This window comes from Rhodococcus sp. Leaf225 (assembly GCF_001426145.1).
GTDB lineage: Bacteria > Actinomycetota > Actinomycetes > Mycobacteriales > Mycobacteriaceae > Rhodococcoides.
The window spans coordinates 315,389-337,861 of the sequence record NZ_LMRN01000021.1 but is presented as its reverse complement, the minus strand read 5'-3'; the positions used below and the strand labels follow the sequence as shown (position 1 = coordinate 337,861).

Genomic DNA, 22,473 nt, shown 5'->3' with positions numbered 1-22,473 from the left:
CGGCGGTCTCGGAAACGCGATCGCTCAGCCTTCGACTCGCTTCTTCAATTCCTTCAACGCGGTGTCGGTGATGACCTTCTCCGCCTTGCGCTTGAACAAGCCGATCATGGGAATGGCGAGATCGACCGTCAGTTCGTAGGTCACCTCGGTGCTTCCGGCACCTTTCTCGGTGAGCACGTAGGACCCGACCTGGGACTTCTGCATCTCCCCCGCGACGAGCGTCCACGACACCGCGGTGCCGTCCGGCCGCCAGTCGTACTCGAGCTCGTAGGTGTCCTTGACCATGCCCGCGTCGAGCACGAACCGGACCCGGCGAGCCCGGCCGGACTCCCCCTCCTCGAGGATCTCGACCGACTTGGCCGCGGTGACCCATTCCGGATACCTGGGGAAATCGGCGATGACCGCCATCACCTCGTCCGGCGCCGCTCCGACGACGATCGATTTCGTGGTCTTGTCTGCCATGGAACTCGTTCCCTCCGCGCCGCGTGCCGTCACCTGATCGGCGTCCGTGTACCCACATGATCGACCGTCCGGTGGCACCGCCCGAACGGCGGGGTCGGTTCCTGTCGCCGCGAGTACCCGCGAGTCAAGACCGAAGCCCCGGGACCGGCCGTTCTCCCGCCGCCCGCCCGGCCTCGAGGAGCGCCTTGATCTCGAACGACATCTGCTTGCCCAGTACTCGTCGGCGGTGGGTGGACGGTTCCTGCACTCCGTCGGTCGGCTCCGCGTGCAGGAAGTAGTGGAGTACGACGCCGTCGAGCATCGGCTCGAGCCACACCTCCATGGTTCCCCGGAGCTGTCCCGCGACGACCCATCGGACACCCTTCTCGGCCCGGTCCTCCTGGACCGTGACGGTGAGACCCGGGAACCAGGCCCGCCATCGACGGGTGTCCGACACGAGCGCCGCGACGTCCTCGGCCCGCGCCGCGACGAACGTCTGGTCGGCGACCTGCACACTGCTCATGCGGACCAGAATCCCACGTGCCCTCGTCGACGGCGTCGACGACCTCGGTCGACGAGCACGTGCCGGTGACATCCGGGGAATGGACAGGATTACTGTGAAGCCTCGTCCGAAACCGCTACGACATCGGAGGAATCCGTGCGCGAGTTCACCGTCCCGGCACCATTCACCATCGAGGACGACGCGTCGGTGGTCGACGCCGTGTTCGCGCACGAGAAGACTCGGCCCGACGTCGTGGTGTACCGCCGCGCCACCCGCGACGGGTGGTCGGACGTCCGCGCAGCGGACTTCGCGGCCCAGGTTCGCGCAGTGGCCAAGGGGCTCATCGCATCCGGCGTCAAGCAGGGCGACCGGGTCGCCCTCATGTCGTCGACCCGCTACGAGTGGCCCCTGCTCGACTACGCGATCTGGTCCGCCGGCGCCGTCACCGTTCCGGTGTACGAGACGTCGTCGTCGGACCAGGTGCGGTGGATCCTCGAGAACTCGGGCGCCGCCGCAATGATCGCCGAGACGGTGGCCCACACGAACATCCTCACCAACATCCTTCCCGTGCTGCCGGGTGTCGCGACGGTACTGCAGATCGACGCCTCCGCCGAGCGGCCCGGCGCCATCGACGTCCTCACCGACGCCGGTGCCCAGATCACCGACGCGACGGTGGCCTACCGCGTCGCGGCGCTGCGCTCCTCGGACCCGGCGACGCTCGTCTTCACCTCCGGCACCACGGGACGGCCGAAGGGCTGCGTGCTCACGCACTCCAACCTGATCGCCGAGTCCCGCGGTATCGCCGCCAGTTCCATCGGCCGCATGCTCACCGAGGGACGCACCACCCTGATGTTCCTGCCGATGGCCCACGTGCTGGCACGTGCGGTGTCCATCGCCGCCTTCGACCAGGGCGCGACACTCGGGCACACCCACGACATCCCGCACCTCGTCGACAACTTCGGCTCGTTCCGACCGCACTTCATCCTCAGCGTCCCGCGCGTGTTCGAGAAGGTGTACAACACCGCGCGTCAGAAGGCTCACGGCGACGGCAAGGGCAAGATCTTCGACGCGGCCGCCGACACCGCCGTCGCCTACAGCGCGGCGCGGGACACCGGTGGCCCGTCGATCGTGCTGCGCGCCAAGCACGCTGTGTTCGACCGTCTGGTCTACGGCAAGCTTCGCGCAGCGCTCGGTGGGCAGTGCGAACTCGCCATCTCGGGCGGCGCCCCGCTGGGTGAGCGCCTCGCGCACTTCTACCGCGGCATCGGTGTGACCATCTACGAGGGTTACGGCCTGACCGAGACCACCGCCGCGGCAGCGGTGAACACGCCGGACGAACAGCGCATCGGCACCGTCGGAAAGCCGTTGCCGGGCAACGCCGTCCGCATTGCCGACGACGGCGAGATCCTGCTCAAGGGCGGCGTGGTCTTCGAGGGCTACTGGAAGAACGACGACGCCACCGCCGAGGCGCTGACCGACGGGTGGTTCCACACCGGCGATCTCGGCGCCGTGGACGAGGACGGCTTCATCGCCATCACCGGGCGCAAGAAGGAGATCATCGTGACGGCGGGTGGCAAGAACGTCTCACCCGCCGGCCTCGAGGACTCGCTGCGGGCCAGTGCGCTCATCGGTCAGGCCATGGTCGTCGGTGACCAGAAGCCGTTCATCGGCGCGCTCATCACCATCGACCCCGACGCGTTCCCCGGCTGGAAGCAGCGCAACGGCAAGGACGAGGGCGCCACCGTCGCCGACCTGACGAAGGATCCCGACCTCGTCGCGGAGATCGATGCTGCCGTGGCCGAAGCCAACAAGACGGTCTCGCACGCGGAGTCCATCAAGAAGTACCGGATCCTGCCGGCGGACTTCACCGAAGAGGGCGGCGAGCTGACCCCGACGATGAAGCTCAAGCGCGCCGTGGTCCAGAAGTCCTACGCGAGCGACATCGAGGCCATCTACAGCAAGTGAGCCAGTCGGGCGGCGAGGTCGTCCCACCGCCACTCGGTGGAGACGAACTCGCGTCCCGCGGCCCCCATCGCCGCGGCGCGGTCACGATCGGACAGCACGTCCACGACGGCGCGCCGGACGTCGTCGACCGAGGTGCCGTCGACGGTTGTGCCGGTGACGCCCTCGACGACGGTCTCCGGCGCTCCACCCGACCGGCCCGCGACCACCGGCACGCCGGACGCGGACGCCTCGAGGAACACGATGCCCAGGCCCTCGACGTCCAGACCGGCACCGCGGGTGCGACACGGCATGGCGAACACGTCGGCGAGGGTGTGGTGTGCCGCCAGTTCCTCGGCCGGCACCGACCCCGTGAACACGACGTGATCCGCCACCCCGCACGACTGCGCCAGAGCCCGCAGGGTGTCGCCGTACGGACCGCCGCCGACGACGACCAACACGGCCCCGTCGATCTCCGCGCGAATCCCCGGTAGCGCCCGGATCAGCATGTCCTGTCCCTTGCGCGGCACCAACCGCGACAGGCACAGGACGGTCGGCCGATCACCCAGGCCGTAGCGCGCGCGCAGTGTCTCCCGTGCCGACGTGTCGGGCGCGAACACGGTCGAGTCGACCCCCGGCGGCACGTGTTCGAGGGCCGCGTCCGCCCCGAAGGCCGCGGCGAATCGGCCGCGCGTGTAACGGCTGACGAAGGTGACGACGTCCGTCGTCGAGCCGATACGACCGAGCACCTGCCGCGCCGCCGGCAGCATCGACCAGCCCACCTCGTGACCGTGGGTGGAGGCCACGACGCGCTCGGCTCCGGCACGGCGCAGGTGCGGTCCGAGCACGGCGAGCGGAGCAGCGGCCCCGAACCACACCGTGTCGCACTGTCGGTCGGCCACCAGCCTGGCCGCCCGACGGGCAACGGCCGGTGTCGGAAGCATCAACGTCGTCGGATGCCGCACCACCTCGAAGGGCTGCTCCGCGTCGAACCGCACGTGGGAGTCGCCACGCCACCGCGGTGCGTAGACCACCAGTTCGTCCGCGGGCAACAGCTGGGCGAAGGTGTGCAGATACGACTGGATGCCGCCGCGCCGCGGAGGAAAGTCATTGGTCACCAGCAGCGTTCGACGCATGGGACCACCGTAGACGGAGACCGCCGTCAGCTCTGCCCGGCGGCCTGTTCCGCCACCCACTGCCCCCACTGCGCGAGGAAGTCGACGGTGCCGAAGCCCAGCGTGGCCGAGAAGACCGAGTCGGTCACGGTGGGATCGGTCGGTCCGGCCGCGAAACGGTCGTACAGCTGCCGGAGCACCGGCTCCCCGAACCGGTCGGCGACGAACGAGGCCACCGACCAGGCGGACTCGTACGCGATCGATCCGCGACTGCCACCCGCGGCGAAGTCCGAGTCCTCCGGGAGGACCCTGGGCGGTCCCGCCGCGCGGACCACGGCCGCGAGGGTGGGCGCGATCTCGTCGAAGGACAGTCCCGAGCCTCGATAGCCCGAGTAGTCGGCGAAACCCTCGAGCATCCACAGGGGCGCGTCCTCCCCGGTGACCGCGCGCATGGCCACGTGGGTGAGCTCGTGGCGCAGCACGGTGCGGCGGGTCGAGTCGGTGAGCCGGTCCGGCGCAGTCGGGCCGAAGACGATGCGCTGGCCGGTGACCAGGCCCCCGCGGACCGGATCCGCGATCGTCGAGGCCGCGACATCGGTGGACGTGAATCCGTCTGCCGCACTGATGAACTCGGCATCGGAACCGGTGACCGTCAGGACCGCGCGGCGAGACCATCCGAGCCCGGCGAACTCGGTCACGGCCGCCACCGCGGAGGGCAGCTCCGCCGCGAGGTCGTCGATGAAGGCGCGCTGCGCCTCGTGACCCACGACGAGCGACGTGGTCGACCCGGTGGCGACTCGCTCCGTGACCACCGGCCCGAAGTCCCACGGGCCACGCCACGTGGTGCGCCCGTACTGCGGCAGGTCGGCATCGGAGACCAGACGCCACGTGTCGCCCCGACGAGCGACGACGAGTGCGATGTCGCGACTCGTGGAACCGATGTCGGCGTCGGCCCAGGCGTACCGCAGTGCGACGTTCGGCGCCCACACCTCGGTGGCCGCGAGTGCATCCGCCCGATCGACCGGCACCGGAGTCTCCGGACCCGGAGTGATCTCGTAGCCGAAGTCGGACAGCGGCAGACCGCGCAGCGCCTGCGCGCGGGCGATCTCGCGATCAGCGAATCCCGGGTCAGCGTCGGAGTCGATCAACTCGCGCAGCGCGGCCTCGTCGTCGGAGCGGAGTGCGGCCGTCCAGGAATCGAGCAGTGCCGTGACACCGACGGTGCGGGCGTCCGGGCCCGCAGTCGTCGTGGGCGTCTGCTCGTCGGGTGCCGACGGCGAACACGCCACCAGAAGGGAGAGAACCAGGCCCAGCGCCGCCAGGGCGCGGACCGTCAGTAGCGGCGAGCGCCGTAGAAGGGCCACGATGCCATCGACTCGACACGAACGGGAACACCGAAGGTCGATGCATGGACCACGTTGCCGTTACCGGCGTAGAGACCCACGTGCGATGCGTCGGGATAGAACAGGACCACGTCGCCGGGCTGGAGGTTCGCCTTGTCGACGGGGGTGCCGCCGGCGGCCTGCGCCTGACTCGACCGCGGGAGAGTCTTACCGATCTGCTTGTAGGCCCACACCACGAGGCCCGAGCAGTCGTACCCGTCCGGGCCGGTCGCACCCCACACGTACGGCTTGCCGATCTGCGTGAACGCGGCCGACAGTGCTCCGGCCTGCGATCCCGGCGGGAGGGCGCCGAGGATGGCGGAGGGATCGAAGCCCGGCGGGAACGCGGCGCCGGCCAGCCCCTGCTTCTCCGTGTCGGACAGCGAACCGAACGCGGCGACGACATCGGCTATCTCGCTCTGCAGACGGCTCTGCTTGCCCTGCAGGTCGTCGCTGACAGCCTTCGCCTGCTCCGTGGCCACCCGGGCCGCGTCAGCGGACTGCTGTGACGCCGCCTCGGCTGCCGCTGCGGCGTCGCTGGCCTCCCGGAACGTGCCGACGGTGGCGGCCGCGTCGGTGGAGATGATGTCGAGAGCGGACATCTGGTCGAGCAACTGCTGCGGGGAATCACTGACCATGACCGCGAAGAGCCGGTTCGTCCGAGCGCCCTGGTAGTTGGCACGGGCGATCTTGTCGACGGCGGGCCGCACCGTGTCGATCTGCGCCGTGGCCGCGTCGAGGGCGGCACGGTCGGCGTCGTGTCGAGCGTCCGCCTCCTGCTGGGCGGCGAGCTTCGCGTCGAGCTCGATCTGGGCGTTGTGCATCGCCTCGGTGGTCTGCTCGGACTCGCGCGAGAGATCGGTGAGCTTCGTGACCGCCTCGGAGGCGGACGCGCCGGGAACCGGGTCGGCGCCGGCGGGACCGGCGGGGAGGACGGCGATCGCCGCTGTCATCGCACTCGCGATCACCAGTCCACGCAGTCTCGTACGAGAAGTGGGACGAACGCGGGGGTGGACCGATGACGGCACGATGAACGGTTCTCCGATCTGGACGAGTCCGGGTCGCTCGGCGGCGCGGATGATGGCCGAGGACGTCACGGAAAGATTACGACGCGAACGATGATTCTGTCCACGAAGCCCGAGAACCCGTCGAAAACGGCGGATTCACCGACTGACGCCGCACAGAACCGACCGGGCGATCGGTTTCGTGCGGCGTCAGGGTGTCGAGCGAAGGTGTCGCTGCGTCAGGCGTAGCGACGTGCGCCGTCGAAGGGCATCGACGACAGCGGAGCGATCTTGACGGGCTGGCTCTCGGTGGACGCGTGGACGACGTTGCCGTTGCCCACGTACATGCCGGAGTGCGAGCCGCCGTAGAAGGACACGACGTCGCCGGGCTTCAGATCCGCCTGCGAGACGGGCACGCCGGCCGCGGCCTGGTCGTAGCTCGTGCGGGGAAGCTCGATACCGGCCTGCTGGTACGCCCACTTCATGAGACCGGAGCAGTCGAACGCACTGGGGCCTGCGGCTCCGTAGACGTACGGTGCGCCGACCTTGCTCTCGGCTGCCTGCACGGCGACCTGCGCGGCGCTGGACTGCGGTGCGGCCGGGCCGGGAAGCGCGGGGACCTGCGGCATGGGGGGAAGCTGGCTCAGGATCTGGTCCGGGACCTCGAAGGTGCCGATACCGGGGATCTCCACCGGTGCCGCGAAGGCGGGGGCGGCGGGGATGGCGACAGCGCCTGCGGTGAGCGCGCCGGCGACGAGAACGTTGCGGACCGGCCGCGAGGCAGTGCTGGGTTTGCGGTGTTTCGCCACGAAAAGATGTGCTCCGTTTCTTCCTGATATCCGCCGACCGAGTTAGCTGACGGGTTCGGGCTGGGAAGATCAGCCCTACCCGACGAGCCGCTGGTGCGACTACGACGGGATTCACCCCGGTGTAACGGTGGGTTCCCGGTACGACCACCCGGAAGAGGTGGCCGATTAGGCGGTGACCTTGCGGCGCAGTCCCTGGTGGCTCTGCTCGACTCCGCAATGTCTCGGAAAGATTACGAAACGGCATCCCCGATGTCGAGCCCAGCCGACTCGTGTCGCGAAACGATCACGGTCCGACTCACCCCGCGGCGTGCTCCGGCCCCGCAACGGGTCGGTCGTGGCCGGTCTCCTGCGGTGAGGGAATTTCTCTGCCGACCAACCGCAACCGGGGCACCAACCCGCTTTCCGCCAGAACGGCCATCGCCTCCTGTTCGTCCTGCTCGAGACGCATTCTGCGCGTGGCGAAGGGGGTGTCACGCGAGCCGCCGGCCGACGCCGCGGGCATGCCCGGCACCCCCAGCAACACCGAGACGACACAGTCCGAACACGCGTCTCCGCGCACGGTGCACTCGCCGCAATCGACAATCATGTGATCTCCGTCTCATTGTGGTTCACGGTCTCTCGCCGTGATGTTCAGCCCGGATCACACCCGATCCGACGCTCGATCACGCCTCGGAAACGGACGCTAACGACGTGCACCGACACGGCGTGCTCGTCGTGGACGGACCGGGTTCCTGTCGGTGGGACCACCTACGGTGACGCACGTGACTGATGGGGCGACTGTGGTGTCGGGGCATGCACGCGGTGTGCAGCTCGCATTCGACGAACTGGACCAGTCGTTGCGGGACACGACCTTCGTGGTGGTGGACCTCGAGACCACCGGAGGCCGACCGGGCGAGGACGCGATCACCGAGATCGGTGCCGTCAAGGTTCGCGGCGGCCGGGTGATCGGTGAGATGGCGACGCTCGTGGACCCGGGCCGGTCCATTCCGCCCGCCATCGTCGCGTTGACGGGCATCACCGGTGCGATGCTTCTCGACGCCCCTCGTATCGAGCGGGTCCTTCCCACGTTCGTCGAGTTCGCCCGCGGCAGCGTGCTGGTGGCGCACAACGCGCGCTTCGACACCGCGTTCCTCCGCGCGGCGGCGACGCGAATGGATCTGGCGTGGCCGTCGTTCCGGGTGCTGTGCACCGTCACGCTCGCCCGGCGGGTGCTCACGCGCGACGAGGCACCGTCGGTCAAGCTGTCCTCGCTGGCCACCCTCTTCCAGGTGTCCACCAGGCCCACCCACCGGGCACTCGACGACGCCCGGGCCACCGTCGACGTCCTGCACGGGCTGATCGAACGGGTGGGCAACCAGGGCGTCCACAGCTACGCCGAACTCGTCGACTACCTGCCGACGGTGTCCTCGGCGCACCGCGCCAAACGCACGCTCGCGGCGGGCCTTCCGCACGCCCCCGGTGTCTATCTCTTCCGCGGACCGTCCGACGAGGTGCTCTACGTCGGCACCTCACGGAACCTCCACCGCCGTGTACGGAACTACTTCACGGGATCCGAGACCCGCGGACGCATGAAGGAGATGGTCGCCCTCGCGACCCGGGTCGACCACGTCGAGTGCAGCCATGCCATCGAGGCGGGCGTGCGCGAACTGAGGCTCATCAGTGCGCACACGCCCCCGTACAACCGTCGATCGAAGTACCCCCGCAAGGGCTGGTGGCTGACCCTGACGAGCGAGGCGTTCCCGCGCATCTCCATCGTCCGGACACCGGCGCCCGGCGCGCTCGGACCGTTCTCCGTTCGCGGGGCGGCAGCCGAGGCCGCCGCTCTCGTCGCCGAGCACACGCGGTTGCGCTCCTGCACCCACCGCATCGCCGCCTCGGCGGTGCACGACTGTTCCACCGAGGCCGTCGGTGGATGCACGGCGGCGACGGCGAGCCCGCTCACTCCCGAGGAGTACGCCGACGCGCCCGTCGCCTTCCGCGCTCTCACCGAGGGTGCCGACGCAGCGGTGCTCGATGCCGTCGCCGCCCGGATCGACGCACTGTCCGAGGATTTGCTCTTCGAGTCCGCGGCCCGCCTGCGCGACCGCGCGGCCACCCTGTTGACGGCCCTGCGGTCGGTGCAGCGGCTGCAGGCACTCGCGGCCATCGAGCAGTTGATCGCCGCGCGCCGCGCCGACGACGGCGGGTGGGAGTTCGTCGTCGTCCGGCACGGACGTCTCGCCAGTGCCGGTCGTTCCCGCCGCGGCGTCGCGCCCATGCCCGTGGTGGAAGCACTCGTCGCCGGTGCGGAGACCGTCGTGCCGGACGCCACTCCCCTACGCGGTGCCACGCCGGAGGAGGTGGCGCTGATCGCGCGGTGGCTCGAGTCGGGTGGCGTCCGCATCGTCGACACCACGGACGGATGGTGCGAACCGGCGCACGGAGCGGGGCGATGGGCACAGTGGTGCGCCGCCGTGCGCGACGTCGGACGCCGCGAGAAGGAACGCACGATGGCCTGGGGATGACCGCACGGCCGAGAACTAGGCTGACCCGCAGTTCGCCCTCTCACGACAGTTCGGAAGGTTCACCATGATCACCGCCATCGTTCTGATCCACGCCGAGGTGCACTCCATTCCGGAGACCGCGCGTGCCGTCGCCGACGTACCGGGTGTGTCCGAGGTGTACTCGTGCGCCGGCGACGTAGACCTGATCGCCGTGGTCAAGGTGCGTACGCACGAGGAGATCGCCGAGGTGATCACCGAGCGCGTCAACCGCGTCACCGGCGTGGTGCGGACAGACACGCACATCGCGTTCAAGTCCTACTCGAGCGCCGACGTCGACGCGGGCTTCTCCATCGGCGAGTGACTCAGGCCGACGTGAACGCCGCCCACCGCGTCAGCAGGGTCTGAGCGGCTCCGTCGTCCACCGCGGCGGCTGCCGTCGTCAACGCACCGGCCATCGCGTCCTCGAGCGAACCGTCGACGCCGCGGAACGCCGCGATGGCACCTGCTGCATTGAGCAGCACCGCGTCCCGCACGGGGCCTCGTTCGCCGCCGAACACCCGACGCGCCACGTCCGCGTTGTATGCGGCGTCCCCGCCTCGGAGGGCGTCGAGGGAAACCCGCTCGATACCTAGATCGCGTGGATCGAGCACCGCGTGGTCGACGACACCGTTCCGGACGACGCGCACCGACGTGGTCGTCGACGTCGTGATCTCGTCCAGCCCGTCGTCGCCGCGCACCACGAGGACGGAGTTGCCGCGCGCCGCGAACACGCCCGCGACGACGTCGATCAGATCGTCGAATGCGCATCCCACCAGACCGGCGCGCGGACTCGCAGGGTTCGTCAGCGGCCCGAGGACGTTGAACGCCGTAGGGATGCCGATCTCCTTGCGAGGCGCCGCGGCGAAGCGCAGCGCCGGGTGGAACACGGGCGCGAAGCAGAACCCGATGCCCAGCTCGGCGACACTCGCCGCGACCCGCTCCGGCCCCTGGTCGATACGCACGCCCAGCGCTTCCAACACGTCGGCTCCGCCGCTCTTGGACGAGGCGGCCCGGTTGCCGTGCTTGACCACGCGGATACCCGCAGCGGCCACCACCACCGAGGCCATGGTGGAGATGTTGACGGTGTTCGACCGGTCGCCGCCCGTGCCGACGATGTCGACCACGTCGTCGTCCACGGGCACACGCTTGGCATGGCCGAGCATCGAGTCGGCCAGTCCGCGCAGTTCGTCCGACGTGGGGCCCTTCATCTTGAGGGCGACACCGAAGGCAGCGATCTGGGCCGCGGTGGCGTTGTCCGACATGATCTCGTCCATCGCCCACGCCGTGTCGGCACCCGTCAGGTCCTGGCGTGATGCCAGGGCCCCGAGGACCTGTGCCCATGTACGCGTGCCATCCCCAGCGCTCATGAGCGGGAAGCCTAGTGCTCCGGCGATGCGTCCTCGGCAGCCGGTTGGAGGGCGTCCCAGCCCAGTACCACCCCGTCGCGCCGTTGGGCCAACCCCGCCATCCGTGACCGTTCCTGCGAGCAGTGCAACGCGTCGAGCACCTGCACCCGCTGCAGCACCAGGACGGTCGCGTCGGAGACACCGCCGGGCAGATGCCCGGGAGTCTGCGCCATGGGACCTGCGGTCGCCTCGCTGTAACCGTCCTGCGCCGCCACCGACACCGCGTCGGCGATCTGATCGGCGGGGAGAAGCAGGTGGTGGCGCAACACCACGTCGTCGTCCGCGGACCAGAGGGGGTCCGTGTGCGCCGCGCGCTCGAGGGTCGTCGAGCACGCCTCCACGTCGTCGAAGCACGACGCGACCACGACGAGGTCGGTGCGAGTGGGGTCGAGGGGCTCCGGAGCCGCCCGGCCGAACAGCCGCTGCCACCACCGTGTCCGCCCACGACCAGAGCCCGAAGTCATGCCACGACAGTGCCAGATGCCGCTGGAACCGGTCCCGGAGTCGCTCGGGAGGCATCGAGTCTGAAGCTCGGGTCGAGACTCCGGCGTGCGGGATACATCACGGGCGCGGGGGTCGACGGAACCCGGTCCGACGTGCACAGACGAGTACTATTGAACAGAAAGTCCAGGAAGACGGGCCGACCGGACCACGAGGAGGCATTCTGTGTCACGCGCGCGCGAACGATGCTCGACTCGCCAATACCGCCCCGGCTATGCCATCCGTACTACGACGAGTCATACTTCTCGATGTGACGAGCGCAGTAGGTACTTCGGGATCCGCCATCACCCAGCGTGTCCACTCGCTGAACCGACCGAACATGGTCAGCGTGGGCACCATCGTGTGGCTGTCCAGCGAGTTGATGTTCTTTGCCGGCCTCTTCGCGATGTATTTCGTCGCGCGGGCTCAGGCCGCTCCCGGCCAGTGGCCGCCGGAGCCGACCGAGCTCAACCTGACGCTGGCCGTCCCCGTGACCGCGGTGCTCATCGCATCGTCCTTCACCTGCCAGCTGGGCGTGTTCGCCGCCGAGCGTGGCGACGTGTTCGGACTGCGTCGCTGGTACACGATCACTCTGGCCATGGGCGCGTTCTTCGTCGCCGGCCAGGGCTACGAGTACTACCACCTCGTCCACGAGGGCACCTCGATCTCGAGCAGCGTCTACGGCTCCGTCTTCTACATCACCACCGGCTTCCACGGCCTGCACGTGATCGGCGGTCTGATCGCCTTCGTCTTCCTGATCGCCCGCACCCTGGTCAGCAAGTTCACGCCGGCTCAGGCCACCGCCGCCATCGTCGTGTCGTACTACTGGCACTTCGTCGACATCGTCTGGATCGCGCTGTTCGCGACGATCTACTTCATCCGCTGACCGAGCAGGCGTCGAATACCCGATGACAGCCTCATCGGTCGCATCCGACAAGCCGTCCCGACACGACAAGGGATACAGATGAGTTCCTCTCCCCCCGCCACTCCCGACGACGACGGCACTGTCGTGTCCGCCGGTACGCCGGACGCCTCGGCGACCAAGGCGCGTCGCAAGCGTCGTACCCGTCGCCGGGTCAGTGGCGCCATGGCGCTGTTCATGGGTCTCGTCGGCGCGGGCTTCCTCGCCGCCGCCCTCACCCCCGACGCCCAGGTCGCCACCGCGCAGGAAGACAGCGCGGCCATGGTGCGCGAAGGCCAGCAGATCTACGACACGTCCTGCGTGACGTGCCACGGCGCCAACCTCCAGGGTGTCCAGGACCGCGGACCGTCCCTCATCGGCGTCGGCGAAGCAGCCGTCTACTTCCAGGTCTCCTCCGGTCGCATGCCGATGGCGCGCAACGAGGCCCAGGCCGAGCGGAAGCCCCCGAAGTACAACCAGTCGCAGGTCGACGCTCTCGGCGCCTACATCCAGGCCAACGGCGGCGGACCCACGGTGGTGCGCACCGACAACGGTGAGATCGCGCAGGACTCACTCCGTGGCGGCGACATCGCCCGCGGCAGCGAGCTCTTCCGCCTCAACTGCGCGTCCTGCCACAACTTCACCGGTCGCGGCGGCGCGCTGTCCTCGGGCAAGTACGCACCCACACTCGACCCGGCGAACGAGCAGCAGATCTACCAGGCGATGGTCACCGGCCCGCAGAACATGCCCAAGTTCTCGGACCGCCAGCTCACGCCCGAAGAGAAGAAAGACATCATCGCGTACGTCAAGTCCTCCTCCGAGACGCAGCCTCCCGGTGGATACGGACTCGGCGGCTTCGGCCCCGGTACGGAAGCCATCGCCATCTGGGTGGTCGGCATCGGAGCGGTCGTCGCAGCAGCACTGTGGATCGGAGTGAGGTCATGAGCGACGACAACCGCAAGGACGACGGCGTGCCCGGCGATCCGAACAAGTTCCCCGAGGGCTTCGACCCAGACCGCAAGTACACGGACGAGGAACTGGCCGCCATGAGCCGCGACGAGCTCGTCGCACTCGGCACCAACCTCGATCACGTGGACGTGGCGTTCCGTCGCGCACGCTGGCCCGTCCCCGGAACCAAGGCCGAGAAGCGCGCCGAGCGCAGCGTCAGCCTCTGGTTCTTCCTGGCGGGTGTGTCGGCCGTGGCCTTCATCGCCATCTACCTGTTCTGGCCGTGGCAGTACGCCGGCATGGGCGAGGACAGCTACGGGCTGTACAGCCTGTACACACCGCTCATCGGTCTCACCATGGGTCTCGCGATCATCGGTGTCGGCGTCGGTGCCGTGCAGTTCACCAAGAAGTTCATCCCCGAAGAGGTGTCCATCCAGGATCGCCACGACGGTGGATCGAGCGAGGTGGACAAGAAGACGGTCGTCGCCGAGCTCAGCGACTCCTTCGACACCTCCACGCTGGGTCGACGCAAGATGATCAAGCGCAGCCTCGTCTTCGGCGGCGGCGCGCTCGGCGTCATGTCGATCCTCCCGCTCGGCGGTCTGATCAAGAACCCGTGGGCCGAGGGCGACGAGTCCTCGCTCTGGGTCTCGGGTTGGACGCCGAACTACGAGGGCGAGACCGTCTACCTGCGTCGCTACACCGGACGCGTCGACGACATCGTTCTCGTCCGCCCGGAGGATCTCGACGCCGGCGCCATGGAGACCGTCTTCCCGTTCCGTGAGTCGGAGCGTGGAAACGAGGAGGAGCTCTCGCACGCACTGAAGGGCATCCGCAACGCGGTCATGCTCATCCGTCTGCGTACCGAGGACGCCGACCGCACCATCAAGCGGAAGGGCCAGGAGAGCTTCAACTACGGCGACTACTTCGCCTACTCGAAGATCTGCACCCACCTCGGGTGCCCCACATCGTTGTACGAGCAGCAGACCAACCGGATCCTGTGCCCGTGCCACCAGTCGCAATTCGACGCGTTGGAGTACGCCAAGCCGATCTTCGGACCGGCCGCCCGCGCTCTTCCGCAGCTGCCCATCACGGTCAACGACGAGGGCTACCTCGTCGCCGCGGGCGATTTCATCGAGCCGCTCGGACCCGCCTACTGGGAACGTCCGGCCGGAGTACACGAGCAGGAGAGCGCTTCTGCTGCGTCGTCATCGGAAGGTTCACGATGAGTCCATCCATCGCCACGCTCGCTGCGAAGCAAGCCGAGGACGTCGACTCCCGCTATCACCTCTCAGCGGGTATGCGTCGTCAGATCAACAAGGTCTTCCCCACCCACTGGTCGTTCCTACTGGGTGAGATCGCGCTGTACAGCTTCGTCATCCTGCTGCTGTCCGGTACGTACCTGACCCTCTTCTACGACCCCTCCATGACAGAGACCACCTACCAGGGCGCCTACGCTCCCCTGCGCGGTGTCGAGATGACCAAGGCGTACGCCACCACGCTGGACCTGTCCTTCGAGGTGCGCGGCGGTCTGTTCATCCGCCAGATCCACCACTGGGCAGCTCTGCTGTTCGCCTGCTCGATCATCGTGCACATGATGCGCATCTTCTTCACCGGTGCGTTCCGTCGCCCGCGTGAGGCGAACTGGGTCATCGGCTCGCTGCTGCTCATCCTGGCGATGTTCGAGGGCTTCTTCGGCTACTCGCTCCCCGACGACCTGCTGTCCGGTACCGGCCTGCGCGCCGCCTTCTCGGGCATCACGATCTCCATCCCGGTCATCGGAACGTGGATGCACTGGCTGATCTTCAACGGTGACTTCCCCGGCACGCTGATCATCCCGCGCCTGTACGTCGCGCACGTGCTGCTCCTGCCCGCCATCATCCTGGCGCTCATCGCAGCTCACCTCGCGCTCGTCTGGTACCAGAAGCACACGCAGTTCCCCGGCCCCGGCCGCACCGAGACCAACGTGGTGGGTGTCCGCATCCTCCCGGTCTTCGCGGTCAAGTCCGGCGCCTTCTTCGCCATGACCTTCGGTGTCCTCGCGGTCATGGGTGGCGTACTGCAGATCAACCCGGTGTGGGCCCTGGGCCCGTACAACCCGTCGCAGGTCTCGGCCGGCTCGCAGCCCGACTTCTACATGATGTGGACGGACGGACTGGCTCGACTGTGGCCCGCGTGGGAGCTCTACATCGGCAACTACATGATCCCGGCCGTCTTCTGGGTCGCCGTCATCATGGGTGCGGTGTTCGCGATCATGATCGCGTACCCCTGGATCGAGAAGCGCTTCACCAAGGACGACGCTCACCACAACCTGCTGCAGCGTCCCCGCGACGTTCCGGTGCGTACCGCGGTCGGCGCCATGGCGATCGCCTTCTACGTGGTCCTGACGCTCAGCTGCGTCAACGACATCATCGCGTACAAGTTCTCGATCTCCCTGAACGCGATGACCTGGATCGGCCGCATCGGCCTCGTGGTGCTGCCTCCGATCGTCTACCTGCTGACCTACCGCTTCTGCATCGGTCTCCAGCGCAGCGATCGCCAGGTGCTCGAGCACGGCATCGAGACGGGCGTCATCAAGCGTCTGCCCCACGGCGCCTACGTCGAGATCCACCAGCCCCTCGGCCCGGTCGACGATCACGGCCACCCGATCCCGCTCGAGTACCAGGGTGCTGCGATCCCGAAGAAGATGAACAAGCTCGGTTCCGCCGGCAAGCCCGGCTCGGGCAGCATCTTCACCCCGGACTCGGACGAGGAGCACCGGCTGCACGAGCGTCTGTCGCACGAGGGTGAGCACGATCAGCTCACCATGCTCCGCACCTACCAGGCGAAGATCCTGTCGCAGGGCAACGGGCACTCGAACGGCAACGGGCACTCGAACGGCAACGGCTCGTCCAACGGCCACTCGAACGGCAACGGCTCGTCCAACGGCAACGGTCACGGACCGGAGTCCAACGGGCACTGAGCGACCCGCTGAACGGTAGAAGAGGCGCCACCCACTCGGGTGGCGCCTCTTCTCGTCTGTCCCCTCCCCCACCACTCGTTCCCGCACCCGTCGTCGCTCGGCGAGGCGGGGTGTCAGCGCAGTCCGAGATCCGCGCCGGCGGATCGGGATGCCACCCACCACTCTTGTGTGCAGTGATCCGCGCCGACCGCGGATCACTGCACACGAACACCCCGCCCCAGCAGATCCGGTGCACTGGACCGTGTGGAGCGCGGGCTACTGCACTGAATCCCACCGCTCCGCCGAGGCGAGGAACGGCAGCAGCGCGTCGACGAGGTGGTGCGGGGCCTCCTCGGCCATGTGGTGTCCCGAATCGATGCCGTGCCCGACGACGCCCGGCGCCCATGCACGCCAGATGGTCAACGGGTCACCGTACAACTCCTCGAGGTCGTCCCGTGTGGACCACAGCACCTGCACCGGCACGGCCAACGTCCTCCCCTGCGCTCGGTCGGCGCGTTCGTGGTCGGCGTCGACAGTGAGTCCCGCTCGGTAGTCCTCGAGCATCGCGCGTACGACATCGGGATCGTGGATCGCCGTCAGCCACTCACGGTGGTTCTCCACTCCCATGAGGGCCGGATCGCCGCGGTACCACGAAGAGGGATCGGCAGTGATGGCGCGCTCGGGGAGGTCGTGCTGGGCGTAGAAGAACCAGTGCCACCATCGGGTCGCGAATCGACTGTCCGCCCGGTCGAGGTGCTCGCTGATGGGGATGCAGTCGAGCAGGGACAGCGCGGCCACGAGGCTCGGGTGGTCGAGGGCCAGGCGCAGGGCCACGTAACTTCCACGGTCGTGACCGACCACGGCGAAGCGTCGGTGCCCGAGTGCGGCCATCACCTGCACCATGTCCGAGGCCATCGCCCGCTTCGAGTGTGCGGAGTGGTCGGGTGTCGGCGCCGGGCCCTGCGAGCGTCCGTACCCGCGCAAGTCCGGGCAGACGACCGTATGTCCTGCGTCGACCAGCAGTGGGGCGACACGGTGCCACGTCGCCGACGTACGCGGGTGCCCGTGCAGCAACAGCACGGGGAGATCGCCCGCGCCGCAGTGCCGGGTGAGGATCGACGCGGCCTCGACCTCGATCATCGATTCGTCGAAGTTCTCGAACACGTCGTCATCATCGCGCGAGCGGCCGGCAGGGCACCAGTTCCCGCACCCTTCCTTGCGTCACGCATGCGTGTTGCTCGGCAAAGCGACGTGCGACGGCGCAGCGTGGGTGCGGGAACACCGGGGGCGCGAGAAGCCCACCAGAGGGGCGCAATCCCACCCCACCGACGCCGAACGCCCCCGACCACAGGCCGGGGGCGTTCGGGGTGGAGCCGTGTCAGTGCTTCTCGGGTCCCACGTGGTACTCGAAGACCAGTCCGGCTGCGGCGGCGATGATGGCGAGGGCGCCGACCGCGAGCATCCAGGGCTCGTAGAACGCGAATGCCAGGGCCATGAAGGCGGCGCATCCGGCGAGGATGATGGGCCAGAAGCTACCGGGGCTGAAGAAGCCCAGGTCGCCGGAACCGTCGGCGATCTCCGCGTCGTCGTAGTCCTCGGGACGGGTGTCCAGTCGACGAGCGACGAACCGGAAGTACGTTCCGACGATCAGCGTCAGGCCCGCCGAGAGGGCGATGGCGGTGAGGCCGGCCCACTCGATGCCGGTCCGCGAGAAGCCGGTGAACACGCCGTAGAGGATTCCGACGAGGATGAAGAACCCGGTCAGGATCTCGAAGAGTTTCGCTTCGATCTTCATGAGATGTCAGTTTCCTTCTGCCACGGTCGCAGCCTTGACGGTGCGGTCGGTGTTGAACGGCGAGGTGGAGGTCGCGCGAGGCTCTTCGCCGATGGACTCCAGCGCCTGAGCGTTGGTCTGGCCGTCGCGACGCGCCGCCATGTAGTTCTCGAAGGCCTCGGGGCTGACCGCGCGAACCTCGAAGTTCATCATCGCGTGGTACGTGCCGCACATCTCGGCGCAGCGCCCGACGAAGGCACCCTCACGCTCGATCTCGCTGATCTGGAACACGTTGTCGGAGTTGTTCTCGTCCGGGTTCGGCATGACGTCGCGCTTGAACAGGAACTCGGGAACCCAGAACGAGTGGATGACGTCGGAGGACGCGATCTCGAACTCGATGCGCTTGCCCGTGGGCAGCACGAGGATCGGGACCTCGGAGCTGGAGCCGACGGTCTCGACCTCGTTGTAGTGCAGGTAGGACTGGTCGGACTTCTCGCGGCCGAACAGGGGGCCCGGCTCCTCACCCTCGGGGGTGCCGGCCTCCTCTGCTGCCTGCTCGCGCTCCTGGTCGGTGCCGTCGTACAGCGGCTGCCCGTCCTTGAGGTCGACGGTGCGGTAGCCGAACTTCCAGTTCCACTGGAACGCGGTGACGTCGACGACCACGTCGGGGTTGTCCTGCTTCTCCTGGACGTAGTTCTGCACGACGACCGTGAAGTAGAAGAGGACGGCGATGATGACGAACGGCACGGCCGTGTAGAACAGCTCGAGCGGGACGTTGTACGCGGTCTGGCGCGGGAACTCCGGCGAGTCCTTCTTCTTGCGGTGGAACGCCACCGTCCAGAAGGTCAGGCCCCACACGATGACGCCCATGATGAGCGCCGCGATGACGGACCACGTCCACAGCTCGCGCATCCGCTCGGCCTGCGGCGTGACGCCCGACGGCCATCCGAATCGAAGTACGGAATTGTCGATGCCGCAGCCCGACAGCACCACGGCGGCCGCTGCAAGAGAGGCCACCAATCCGACTCGTCGTGTCGTCCGACGACCGGATCCACCACCACGCTGCGCCACGATCACGCCTTCCTGATTGCCAGATGGAGAGTACGAGAACCGTCCGGACGAGCCACCGAAGTCGCTCACACGCACGAGGTACTCGTGTACTACGCAGCGTAGACCAAAGCGGGCTCGGTTCTCGTGTCGGGTCGGGTGCGAGTTGGGCGGCGACACCGGGCCCGGCCGGTCACTTCGGCGTTCCCGCCGCACTGCGGCATACTCGGACCGATGCGCGTCGGGCCGTCGAGGTCCCGGCGACGCCTGTGACCAGGCCCGCTACCGGGCCGACACCCGAACGAAACGAGGCGTACCGACCGTGTGTGGACTGCTGGGACTGCTGACGTCGAACGCATCCGCGGAAGATGTCGTCGATGCCGTCGGCCACGCGTCGCACTGCATGCGACACCGCGGGCCGGACGAGCCGGGAACGTGGCACGACGACGATCTGGCGCTGGGCTTCAACCGGCTCTCGATCATCGACATCGAGCACTCGCACCAGCCGCTCCGCTGGGGCCCCGCGGAGAGTCCTGAGCGCTACGCGCTGGTGTTCAACGGCGAGATCTACAACTACCTCGAACTGCGCGAGACGTTGGCACGCGAGCACGGCGCGACGTTCGCCACCGAGGGTGACGGCGAGGCCATTCTCGCCGCGTTCCACTTCTGGGGCGACGACGCCGTTCGACGCCTGCGGGGCATGTTCGCCTTCGCGCTGTGGGACACCGAGAAGCGGGAACTGTTCCTCGCGCGTGACCCGTTCGGCATCAAGCCGCTGTTCTACTCGACGGGCGCCGCGGGCACCGCGTTCGCGAGCGAGAAGAAGAGCATTCTCGAACTCCTCGAGTCGTTGGGCGTGTCCGACGAGCTCGACCCCCGCGCCCTGGAGCACTACACCGTGCTGCAGTACGTGCCGGAACCCGAGACGCTCCACGCGGGCATCCGTCGCCTGGAGTCCGGCTGCACCGCTCGCCTGACTCCCGGCTCCGAGCCGACCGTCACTCGCTACTTCCGGCCGACGTTCCCGGTGCGTCCCGTCCCGTCGGGCACCGAGGCGGCGCGCTACCGCGAGATCGCCGAGGCGCTCGAGGACTCCGTCGCCAAGCACATGCGTGCCGACGTCACCGTCGGCTCGTTCCTGTCCGGCGGCATCGACTCCACGGCGATCGCCGCGCTCGCCATGCGGCACAACCCGGATCTGGTCACCTTCACCACCGGTTTCGAGCGTGAGGGCTACTCCGAGGTGGACGTCGCGGCCGAGTCGGCCGCCGCGATCGGCGCCAAGCACGTCATCAAGGTCGTCGGGCCCGAGGAGTTCGCCGCGGCGATCCCCGAGATCGTCTGGTATCTCGACGATCCGGTGGCGGACCCGGCGCTGGTGCCGCTCTACTTCGTCGCCAAGGAAGCACGTAAGCACGTCAAGGTGGTGCTGTCGGGCGAGGGTGCGGACGAGTTGTTCGGCGGCTACACCATCTACCGGGAGCCGTTGTCGCTCGCACCGTTCGAGAAGCTGCCACCCTCCCTGCGACGCGCCGCCGGTCGACTGAGTGAGCGCATCCCGGAGGGCACCCGCGGCAAGAGTCTCCTGCACCGCGGGTCGATGAGCCTGGAGGAGCGCTACTACGGCAATGCGCGCAGCTTCAACGATGCGCAGTTGCGGTCGGTGTTGCGGGAGTTCCGGCCCGAGTGGACCCATCAGGACGTGACGGCGCCGATCTACGCGCAGTCCGCCGGCTGGGACCCGGTGGCGCGGATGCAGCATCTGGACCTGTTCACGTGGCTGCGCGGCGACATCCTGGTGAAGGCCGACAAGATCACGATGGCCAACTCGTTGGAGTTGCGCGTGCCGTTCCTCGACAACGAGGTGTTCCGGGTGGCGGAGCAGTTGCCGCTGGAGCAGAAGATCACGAAGTCGACGACGAAGTACGCGCTACGCAAGGCACTCGACGGCATCGTGCCCGATCATGTGCTCAACCGCGCGAAGCTGGGTTTCCCTGTGCCGCTTCGGCATTGGCTGCGGGGCACCGAGCTCTTCGACTGGGCGCACCAGCAGATCGCCGATTCCCAGACCGATCACCTGCTCGACAAGGCCGCGATCACCCGCATGCTGAACGACCACCGCGAGGGACGCAGCGATCACAGCCGCCGGTTGTGGACCGTGCTCATCTTCATGGTGTGGCACGGCATCTTCGTCGAGAAGCGCATCGTGCCAACCATCGCCGAACCCACGTACCCGGTTCGGCTCTAGCCGGCAGACGCGAACTACTGCGGGAGGATCGCGGCGATCTCGGCCGCGGCCTCGTCGCCGTACGCGTCGGTGAGGCGCTTGATCGCGTCGTCACGGACGAGCGTCCATTCCTGGGTGCCGGTGGTCTCGAGCACGAGCACCGCGATGAACGATCCGAGCTGGGCGGCGCGCTCGAGGCCCAGCCCGTTGGCGCGGCCGACGAGGAAGCCGGCGCGGAACGCGTCACCGACACCGGTGGGGTCGACCTTGCTGGTCTCCGGGACCACGGAGACGCGAATGTCCGTGCCGTCGGCGCCGACGATCTCGACGCCGTTCTTGCCGAGCGTGGTCACGCGCAGGCCGACGGTGTCGCGGATCTGGCGTTCGGTCAGCCCGGTCTTCTGGCGGAGGAGGCCCCACTCGTACTCGTTGGTGAACAGGTACTCGGCACCCTGGATGAGCTCGGTGGCCTGCGTTCCGTCGAGGCGTGCGAGCTGCTGCGACGGATCCGCGGCGAAGGGGATGCCCAGTTCGCGGCACTCCGCCGTGTGGCGCATCATCGCGGCCGGGTCGTTGGCGCCGACCAGGACGAGTTCCAGGTCGCGACCCTCGGCCACGGTGTGGACGGAGATGTCGCCGGCCTCGGTCATCGCGCCGGGGTAGAACGAGGCGATCTGTGCCATGTCCTCGTCGGTGGTGCAGACGAAACGCGCGGTGTGAGCCGTCTCGGAGAGGGTGACGGCGGAGCAGTCGACGCCGTTGTCCTCGAGCCACGTCTGATACTCGGCGAAGTCGGGACCGACCGAGCCGACGAGCAGCGGTGCGCCGCCCAGAACACCCATGGCGTAGGCGATGTTGCCGCCCACGCCGCCCTTGCGGATGACGAGGTCGTCGACGAGGAAGCTCAGCGAGACGTGTGCCAGCTGATCGGCGAGGAACTGGTCGGCGAACCGACCGGGAAACCGCATCAGATGGTCGGTAGCAATGGAGCCGGACACCGCAATGGTCACGTCCGAGGGCCTTTCGCAGCAGG

The 22,473-nt window shown here is 68.2% G+C and carries 21 protein-coding genes and 1 riboswitch; of the genes, 8 read left to right on the top strand and 13 right to left on the bottom strand.

The genetic code is table 11. From position 1 onward, the window contains the following. Positions 1 to 24: 24 nt before the first annotated feature. Together ASG69_RS23115 and ASG69_RS16700 are read right to left on the bottom strand one after the other, a co-directional pair. Positions 25 to 462, bottom strand: coding sequence for an SRPBCC family protein (locus tag ASG69_RS23115; RefSeq protein ID WP_027505826.1), 438 nt, complete (start codon positions 460 to 462; stop codon positions 25 to 27). A gap of 124 nt (positions 463 to 586) precedes the next feature. Continuing rightward, positions 587 to 964 (bottom strand): polyketide cyclase / dehydrase and lipid transport, encoded by a 378-nt coding sequence (locus ASG69_RS16700; protein WP_056445623.1) that lies wholly within the window; start codon positions 962 to 964, stop codon positions 587 to 589. A 135-nt stretch (positions 965 to 1,099) separates the two neighbouring features. Between ASG69_RS16700 and ASG69_RS16695 the strand changes: the two genes are divergently transcribed. Then, positions 1,100 to 2,908 (top strand): AMP-dependent synthetase/ligase, encoded by a 1,809-nt coding sequence (locus ASG69_RS16695; RefSeq protein ID WP_056445626.1) that lies wholly within the window; start codon positions 1,100 to 1,102, stop codon positions 2,906 to 2,908. Here the strand turns inward: ASG69_RS16695 and ASG69_RS16690 are convergent. The 5 genes from ASG69_RS16690 to ASG69_RS16670 all read right to left on the bottom strand — a co-directional run bounded on the left by ASG69_RS16690 (position 2,896) and on the right by ASG69_RS16670 (position 7,780). Next, a complete protein-coding gene (locus ASG69_RS16690) occupies positions 2,896 to 4,020 on the bottom strand; it encodes a glycosyltransferase family 4 protein (protein WP_056446279.1) in 1,125 nt (374 codons plus the stop codon). The two genes, ASG69_RS16695 and ASG69_RS16690, sit on opposite strands and share 13 nt — an antisense overlap. Before the next feature lie 26 nt (positions 4,021 to 4,046). Further along, positions 4,047 to 5,363 (bottom strand): hypothetical protein, encoded by a 1,317-nt coding sequence (locus ASG69_RS16685; RefSeq protein WP_235578979.1) that lies wholly within the window; start codon positions 5,361 to 5,363, stop codon positions 4,047 to 4,049. Next, on the bottom strand, positions 5,333 to 6,334 hold the full coding sequence (locus tag ASG69_RS16680) for a C40 family peptidase (RefSeq protein ID WP_081821287.1): 1,002 nt from the start codon (positions 6,332 to 6,334) through the stop codon (positions 5,333 to 5,335). The genes ASG69_RS16685 and ASG69_RS16680 overlap by 31 nt, the downstream gene beginning before the upstream one ends. 290 nt (positions 6,335 to 6,624) lie before the next feature. Continuing rightward, a complete protein-coding gene (locus ASG69_RS16675) occupies positions 6,625 to 7,194 on the bottom strand; it encodes a C40 family peptidase (protein WP_027505820.1) in 570 nt (189 codons plus the stop codon). Between the two features lie 16 nt (positions 7,195 to 7,210). After that, a riboswitch (cyclic di-AMP (ydaO/yuaA leader) is annotated at positions 7,211 to 7,376 on the bottom strand. A 113-nt stretch (positions 7,377 to 7,489) separates the two neighbouring features. Next, positions 7,490 to 7,780 (bottom strand): hypothetical protein, encoded by a 291-nt coding sequence (locus ASG69_RS16670; RefSeq protein WP_082544524.1) that lies wholly within the window; start codon positions 7,778 to 7,780, stop codon positions 7,490 to 7,492. 175 nt (positions 7,781 to 7,955) lie between these two features. Between ASG69_RS16670 and ASG69_RS16665 the strand changes: the two genes are divergently transcribed. Together ASG69_RS16665 and ASG69_RS16660 are read left to right on the top strand one after the other, a co-directional pair. Beyond that, positions 7,956 to 9,698, top strand: a complete 1,743-nt coding sequence (locus ASG69_RS16665; protein WP_231476318.1) for a DEDD exonuclease domain-containing protein — start codon at positions 7,956 to 7,958, stop codon at positions 9,696 to 9,698. 64 nt (positions 9,699 to 9,762) lie between these two features. After that, the gene (locus tag ASG69_RS16660) at positions 9,763 to 10,038 is read left to right on the top strand and encodes an Lrp/AsnC family transcriptional regulator (RefSeq protein WP_027505818.1); all 276 of its coding nucleotides are present in this window, start codon (positions 9,763 to 9,765) and stop codon (positions 10,036 to 10,038) included. A 1-nt stretch (position 10,039) separates the two neighbouring features. Here the strand turns inward: ASG69_RS16660 and trpD are convergent, their stop codons facing one another. After that, the gene (trpD, locus tag ASG69_RS16655) at positions 10,040 to 11,083 is read right to left on the bottom strand and encodes an anthranilate phosphoribosyltransferase (protein ID WP_056445633.1); all 1,044 of its coding nucleotides are present in this window, start codon (positions 11,081 to 11,083) and stop codon (positions 10,040 to 10,042) included. 11 nt (positions 11,084 to 11,094) lie between these two features. Next, on the bottom strand, positions 11,095 to 11,586 hold the full coding sequence (locus ASG69_RS16650) for a hypothetical protein (RefSeq protein WP_027505816.1): 492 nt from the start codon (positions 11,584 to 11,586) through the stop codon (positions 11,095 to 11,097). 287 nt (positions 11,587 to 11,873) lie between these two features. On the opposite strand from ASG69_RS16650, the gene ctaE reads away from it, so the two are divergent. The 4 genes from ctaE (at position 11,874) to qcrB (ending at position 16,413) form a co-directional block, all read left to right on the top strand. Further along, a complete protein-coding gene (gene ctaE, locus ASG69_RS16645) occupies positions 11,874 to 12,488 on the top strand; it encodes an aa3-type cytochrome oxidase subunit III (RefSeq protein WP_027505815.1) in 615 nt (204 codons plus the stop codon). Between the two features lie 78 nt (positions 12,489 to 12,566). After that, positions 12,567 to 13,448 carry a cytochrome bc1 complex diheme cytochrome c subunit gene (qcrC, locus tag ASG69_RS16640; protein WP_056446281.1) on the top strand — a complete coding sequence of 294 codons (882 nt, stop codon included), beginning with the start codon at positions 12,567 to 12,569 and terminating at the stop codon, positions 13,446 to 13,448. Continuing rightward, positions 13,445 to 14,680 (top strand): cytochrome bc1 complex Rieske iron-sulfur subunit, encoded by a 1,236-nt coding sequence (gene qcrA, locus ASG69_RS16635; protein ID WP_081821261.1) that lies wholly within the window; start codon positions 13,445 to 13,447, stop codon positions 14,678 to 14,680. Before qcrC ends, qcrA begins: the two co-directional genes overlap by 4 nt. Beyond that, the gene (gene qcrB, locus ASG69_RS16630) at positions 14,677 to 16,413 is read left to right on the top strand and encodes a cytochrome bc1 complex cytochrome b subunit (RefSeq protein WP_037185718.1); all 1,737 of its coding nucleotides are present in this window, start codon (positions 14,677 to 14,679) and stop codon (positions 16,411 to 16,413) included. Before qcrA ends, qcrB begins: the two co-directional genes overlap by 4 nt. Before the next feature lie 255 nt (positions 16,414 to 16,668). Here qcrB and ASG69_RS16625 read toward each other — a convergent pair whose 3' ends face one another. The 3 genes from ASG69_RS16625 to ctaC all read right to left on the bottom strand — a co-directional run bounded on the left by ASG69_RS16625 (position 16,669) and on the right by ctaC (position 19,240). Next, positions 16,669 to 17,556 (bottom strand): alpha/beta fold hydrolase, encoded by an 888-nt coding sequence (locus ASG69_RS16625; RefSeq protein ID WP_056445636.1) that lies wholly within the window; start codon positions 17,554 to 17,556, stop codon positions 16,669 to 16,671. 214 nt (positions 17,557 to 17,770) lie between these two features. Continuing rightward, positions 17,771 to 18,187, bottom strand: a complete 417-nt coding sequence (locus ASG69_RS16620) for a cytochrome c oxidase subunit 4 (protein WP_027505813.1) — start codon at positions 18,185 to 18,187, stop codon at positions 17,771 to 17,773. Positions 18,188 to 18,193: 6 nt separating this feature from the next. Beyond that, on the bottom strand, positions 18,194 to 19,240 hold the full coding sequence (gene ctaC / locus ASG69_RS16615; RefSeq protein ID WP_414891735.1) for an aa3-type cytochrome oxidase subunit II: 1,047 nt from the start codon (positions 19,238 to 19,240) through the stop codon (positions 18,194 to 18,196). A gap of 295 nt (positions 19,241 to 19,535) precedes the next feature. On the opposite strand from ctaC, the gene asnB reads away from it, so the two are divergent. Further along, the gene (gene asnB, locus ASG69_RS16610) at positions 19,536 to 21,461 is read left to right on the top strand and encodes an asparagine synthase (glutamine-hydrolyzing) (protein WP_056445642.1); all 1,926 of its coding nucleotides are present in this window, start codon (positions 19,536 to 19,538) and stop codon (positions 21,459 to 21,461) included. A 14-nt stretch (positions 21,462 to 21,475) separates the two neighbouring features. Here asnB and ASG69_RS16605 read toward each other — a convergent pair whose 3' ends face one another. Continuing rightward, the gene (locus ASG69_RS16605) at positions 21,476 to 22,450 is read right to left on the bottom strand and encodes a carbohydrate kinase family protein (RefSeq protein WP_027505810.1); all 975 of its coding nucleotides are present in this window, start codon (positions 22,448 to 22,450) and stop codon (positions 21,476 to 21,478) included. Positions 22,451 to 22,473: the final 23 nt, after the last annotated feature.

What these genes read in the sequence shown, in the direction of transcription:
- qcrC (WP_056446281.1), top strand. Translation starts at nt 12,567, where the DNA reads ATGAGTTCCTCTCCCCCCGCCACTCCCGACGACGACGGCACTGTCGTG.
- qcrA (WP_081821261.1), top strand. Translation starts at nt 13,445, where the DNA reads ATGAGCGACGACAACCGCAAGGACGACGGCGTGCCCGGCGATCCGAAC.
- ASG69_RS16660 (WP_027505818.1), top strand. Translation starts at nt 9,763, where the DNA reads ATGATCACCGCCATCGTTCTGATCCACGCCGAGGTGCACTCCATTCCG.
- ASG69_RS16700 (WP_056445623.1), bottom strand. Translation starts at nt 964, where the DNA reads ATGAGCAGTGTGCAGGTCGCCGACCAGACGTTCGTCGCGGCGCGGGCC.
- ASG69_RS16690 (WP_056446279.1), bottom strand. Translation starts at nt 4,020, where the DNA reads ATGCGTCGAACGCTGCTGGTGACCAATGACTTTCCTCCGCGGCGCGGC.
- trpD (WP_056445633.1), bottom strand. Translation starts at nt 11,083, where the DNA reads ATGAGCGCTGGGGATGGCACGCGTACATGGGCACAGGTCCTCGGGGCC.
- ASG69_RS16670 (WP_082544524.1), bottom strand. Translation starts at nt 7,780, where the DNA reads ATGATTGTCGATTGCGGCGAGTGCACCGTGCGCGGAGACGCGTGTTCG.
- ASG69_RS16680 (WP_081821287.1), bottom strand. Translation starts at nt 6,334, where the DNA reads ATGACAGCGGCGATCGCCGTCCTCCCCGCCGGTCCCGCCGGCGCCGAC.
- ASG69_RS23115 (WP_027505826.1), bottom strand. Translation starts at nt 462, where the DNA reads ATGGCAGACAAGACCACGAAATCGATCGTCGTCGGAGCGGCGCCGGAC.
- qcrB (WP_037185718.1), top strand. Translation starts at nt 14,677, where the DNA reads ATGAGTCCATCCATCGCCACGCTCGCTGCGAAGCAAGCCGAGGACGTC.
- ASG69_RS16650 (WP_027505816.1), bottom strand. Translation starts at nt 11,586, where the DNA reads ATGACTTCGGGCTCTGGTCGTGGGCGGACACGGTGGTGGCAGCGGCTG.
- ASG69_RS16620 (WP_027505813.1), bottom strand. Translation starts at nt 18,187, where the DNA reads ATGAAGATCGAAGCGAAACTCTTCGAGATCCTGACCGGGTTCTTCATC.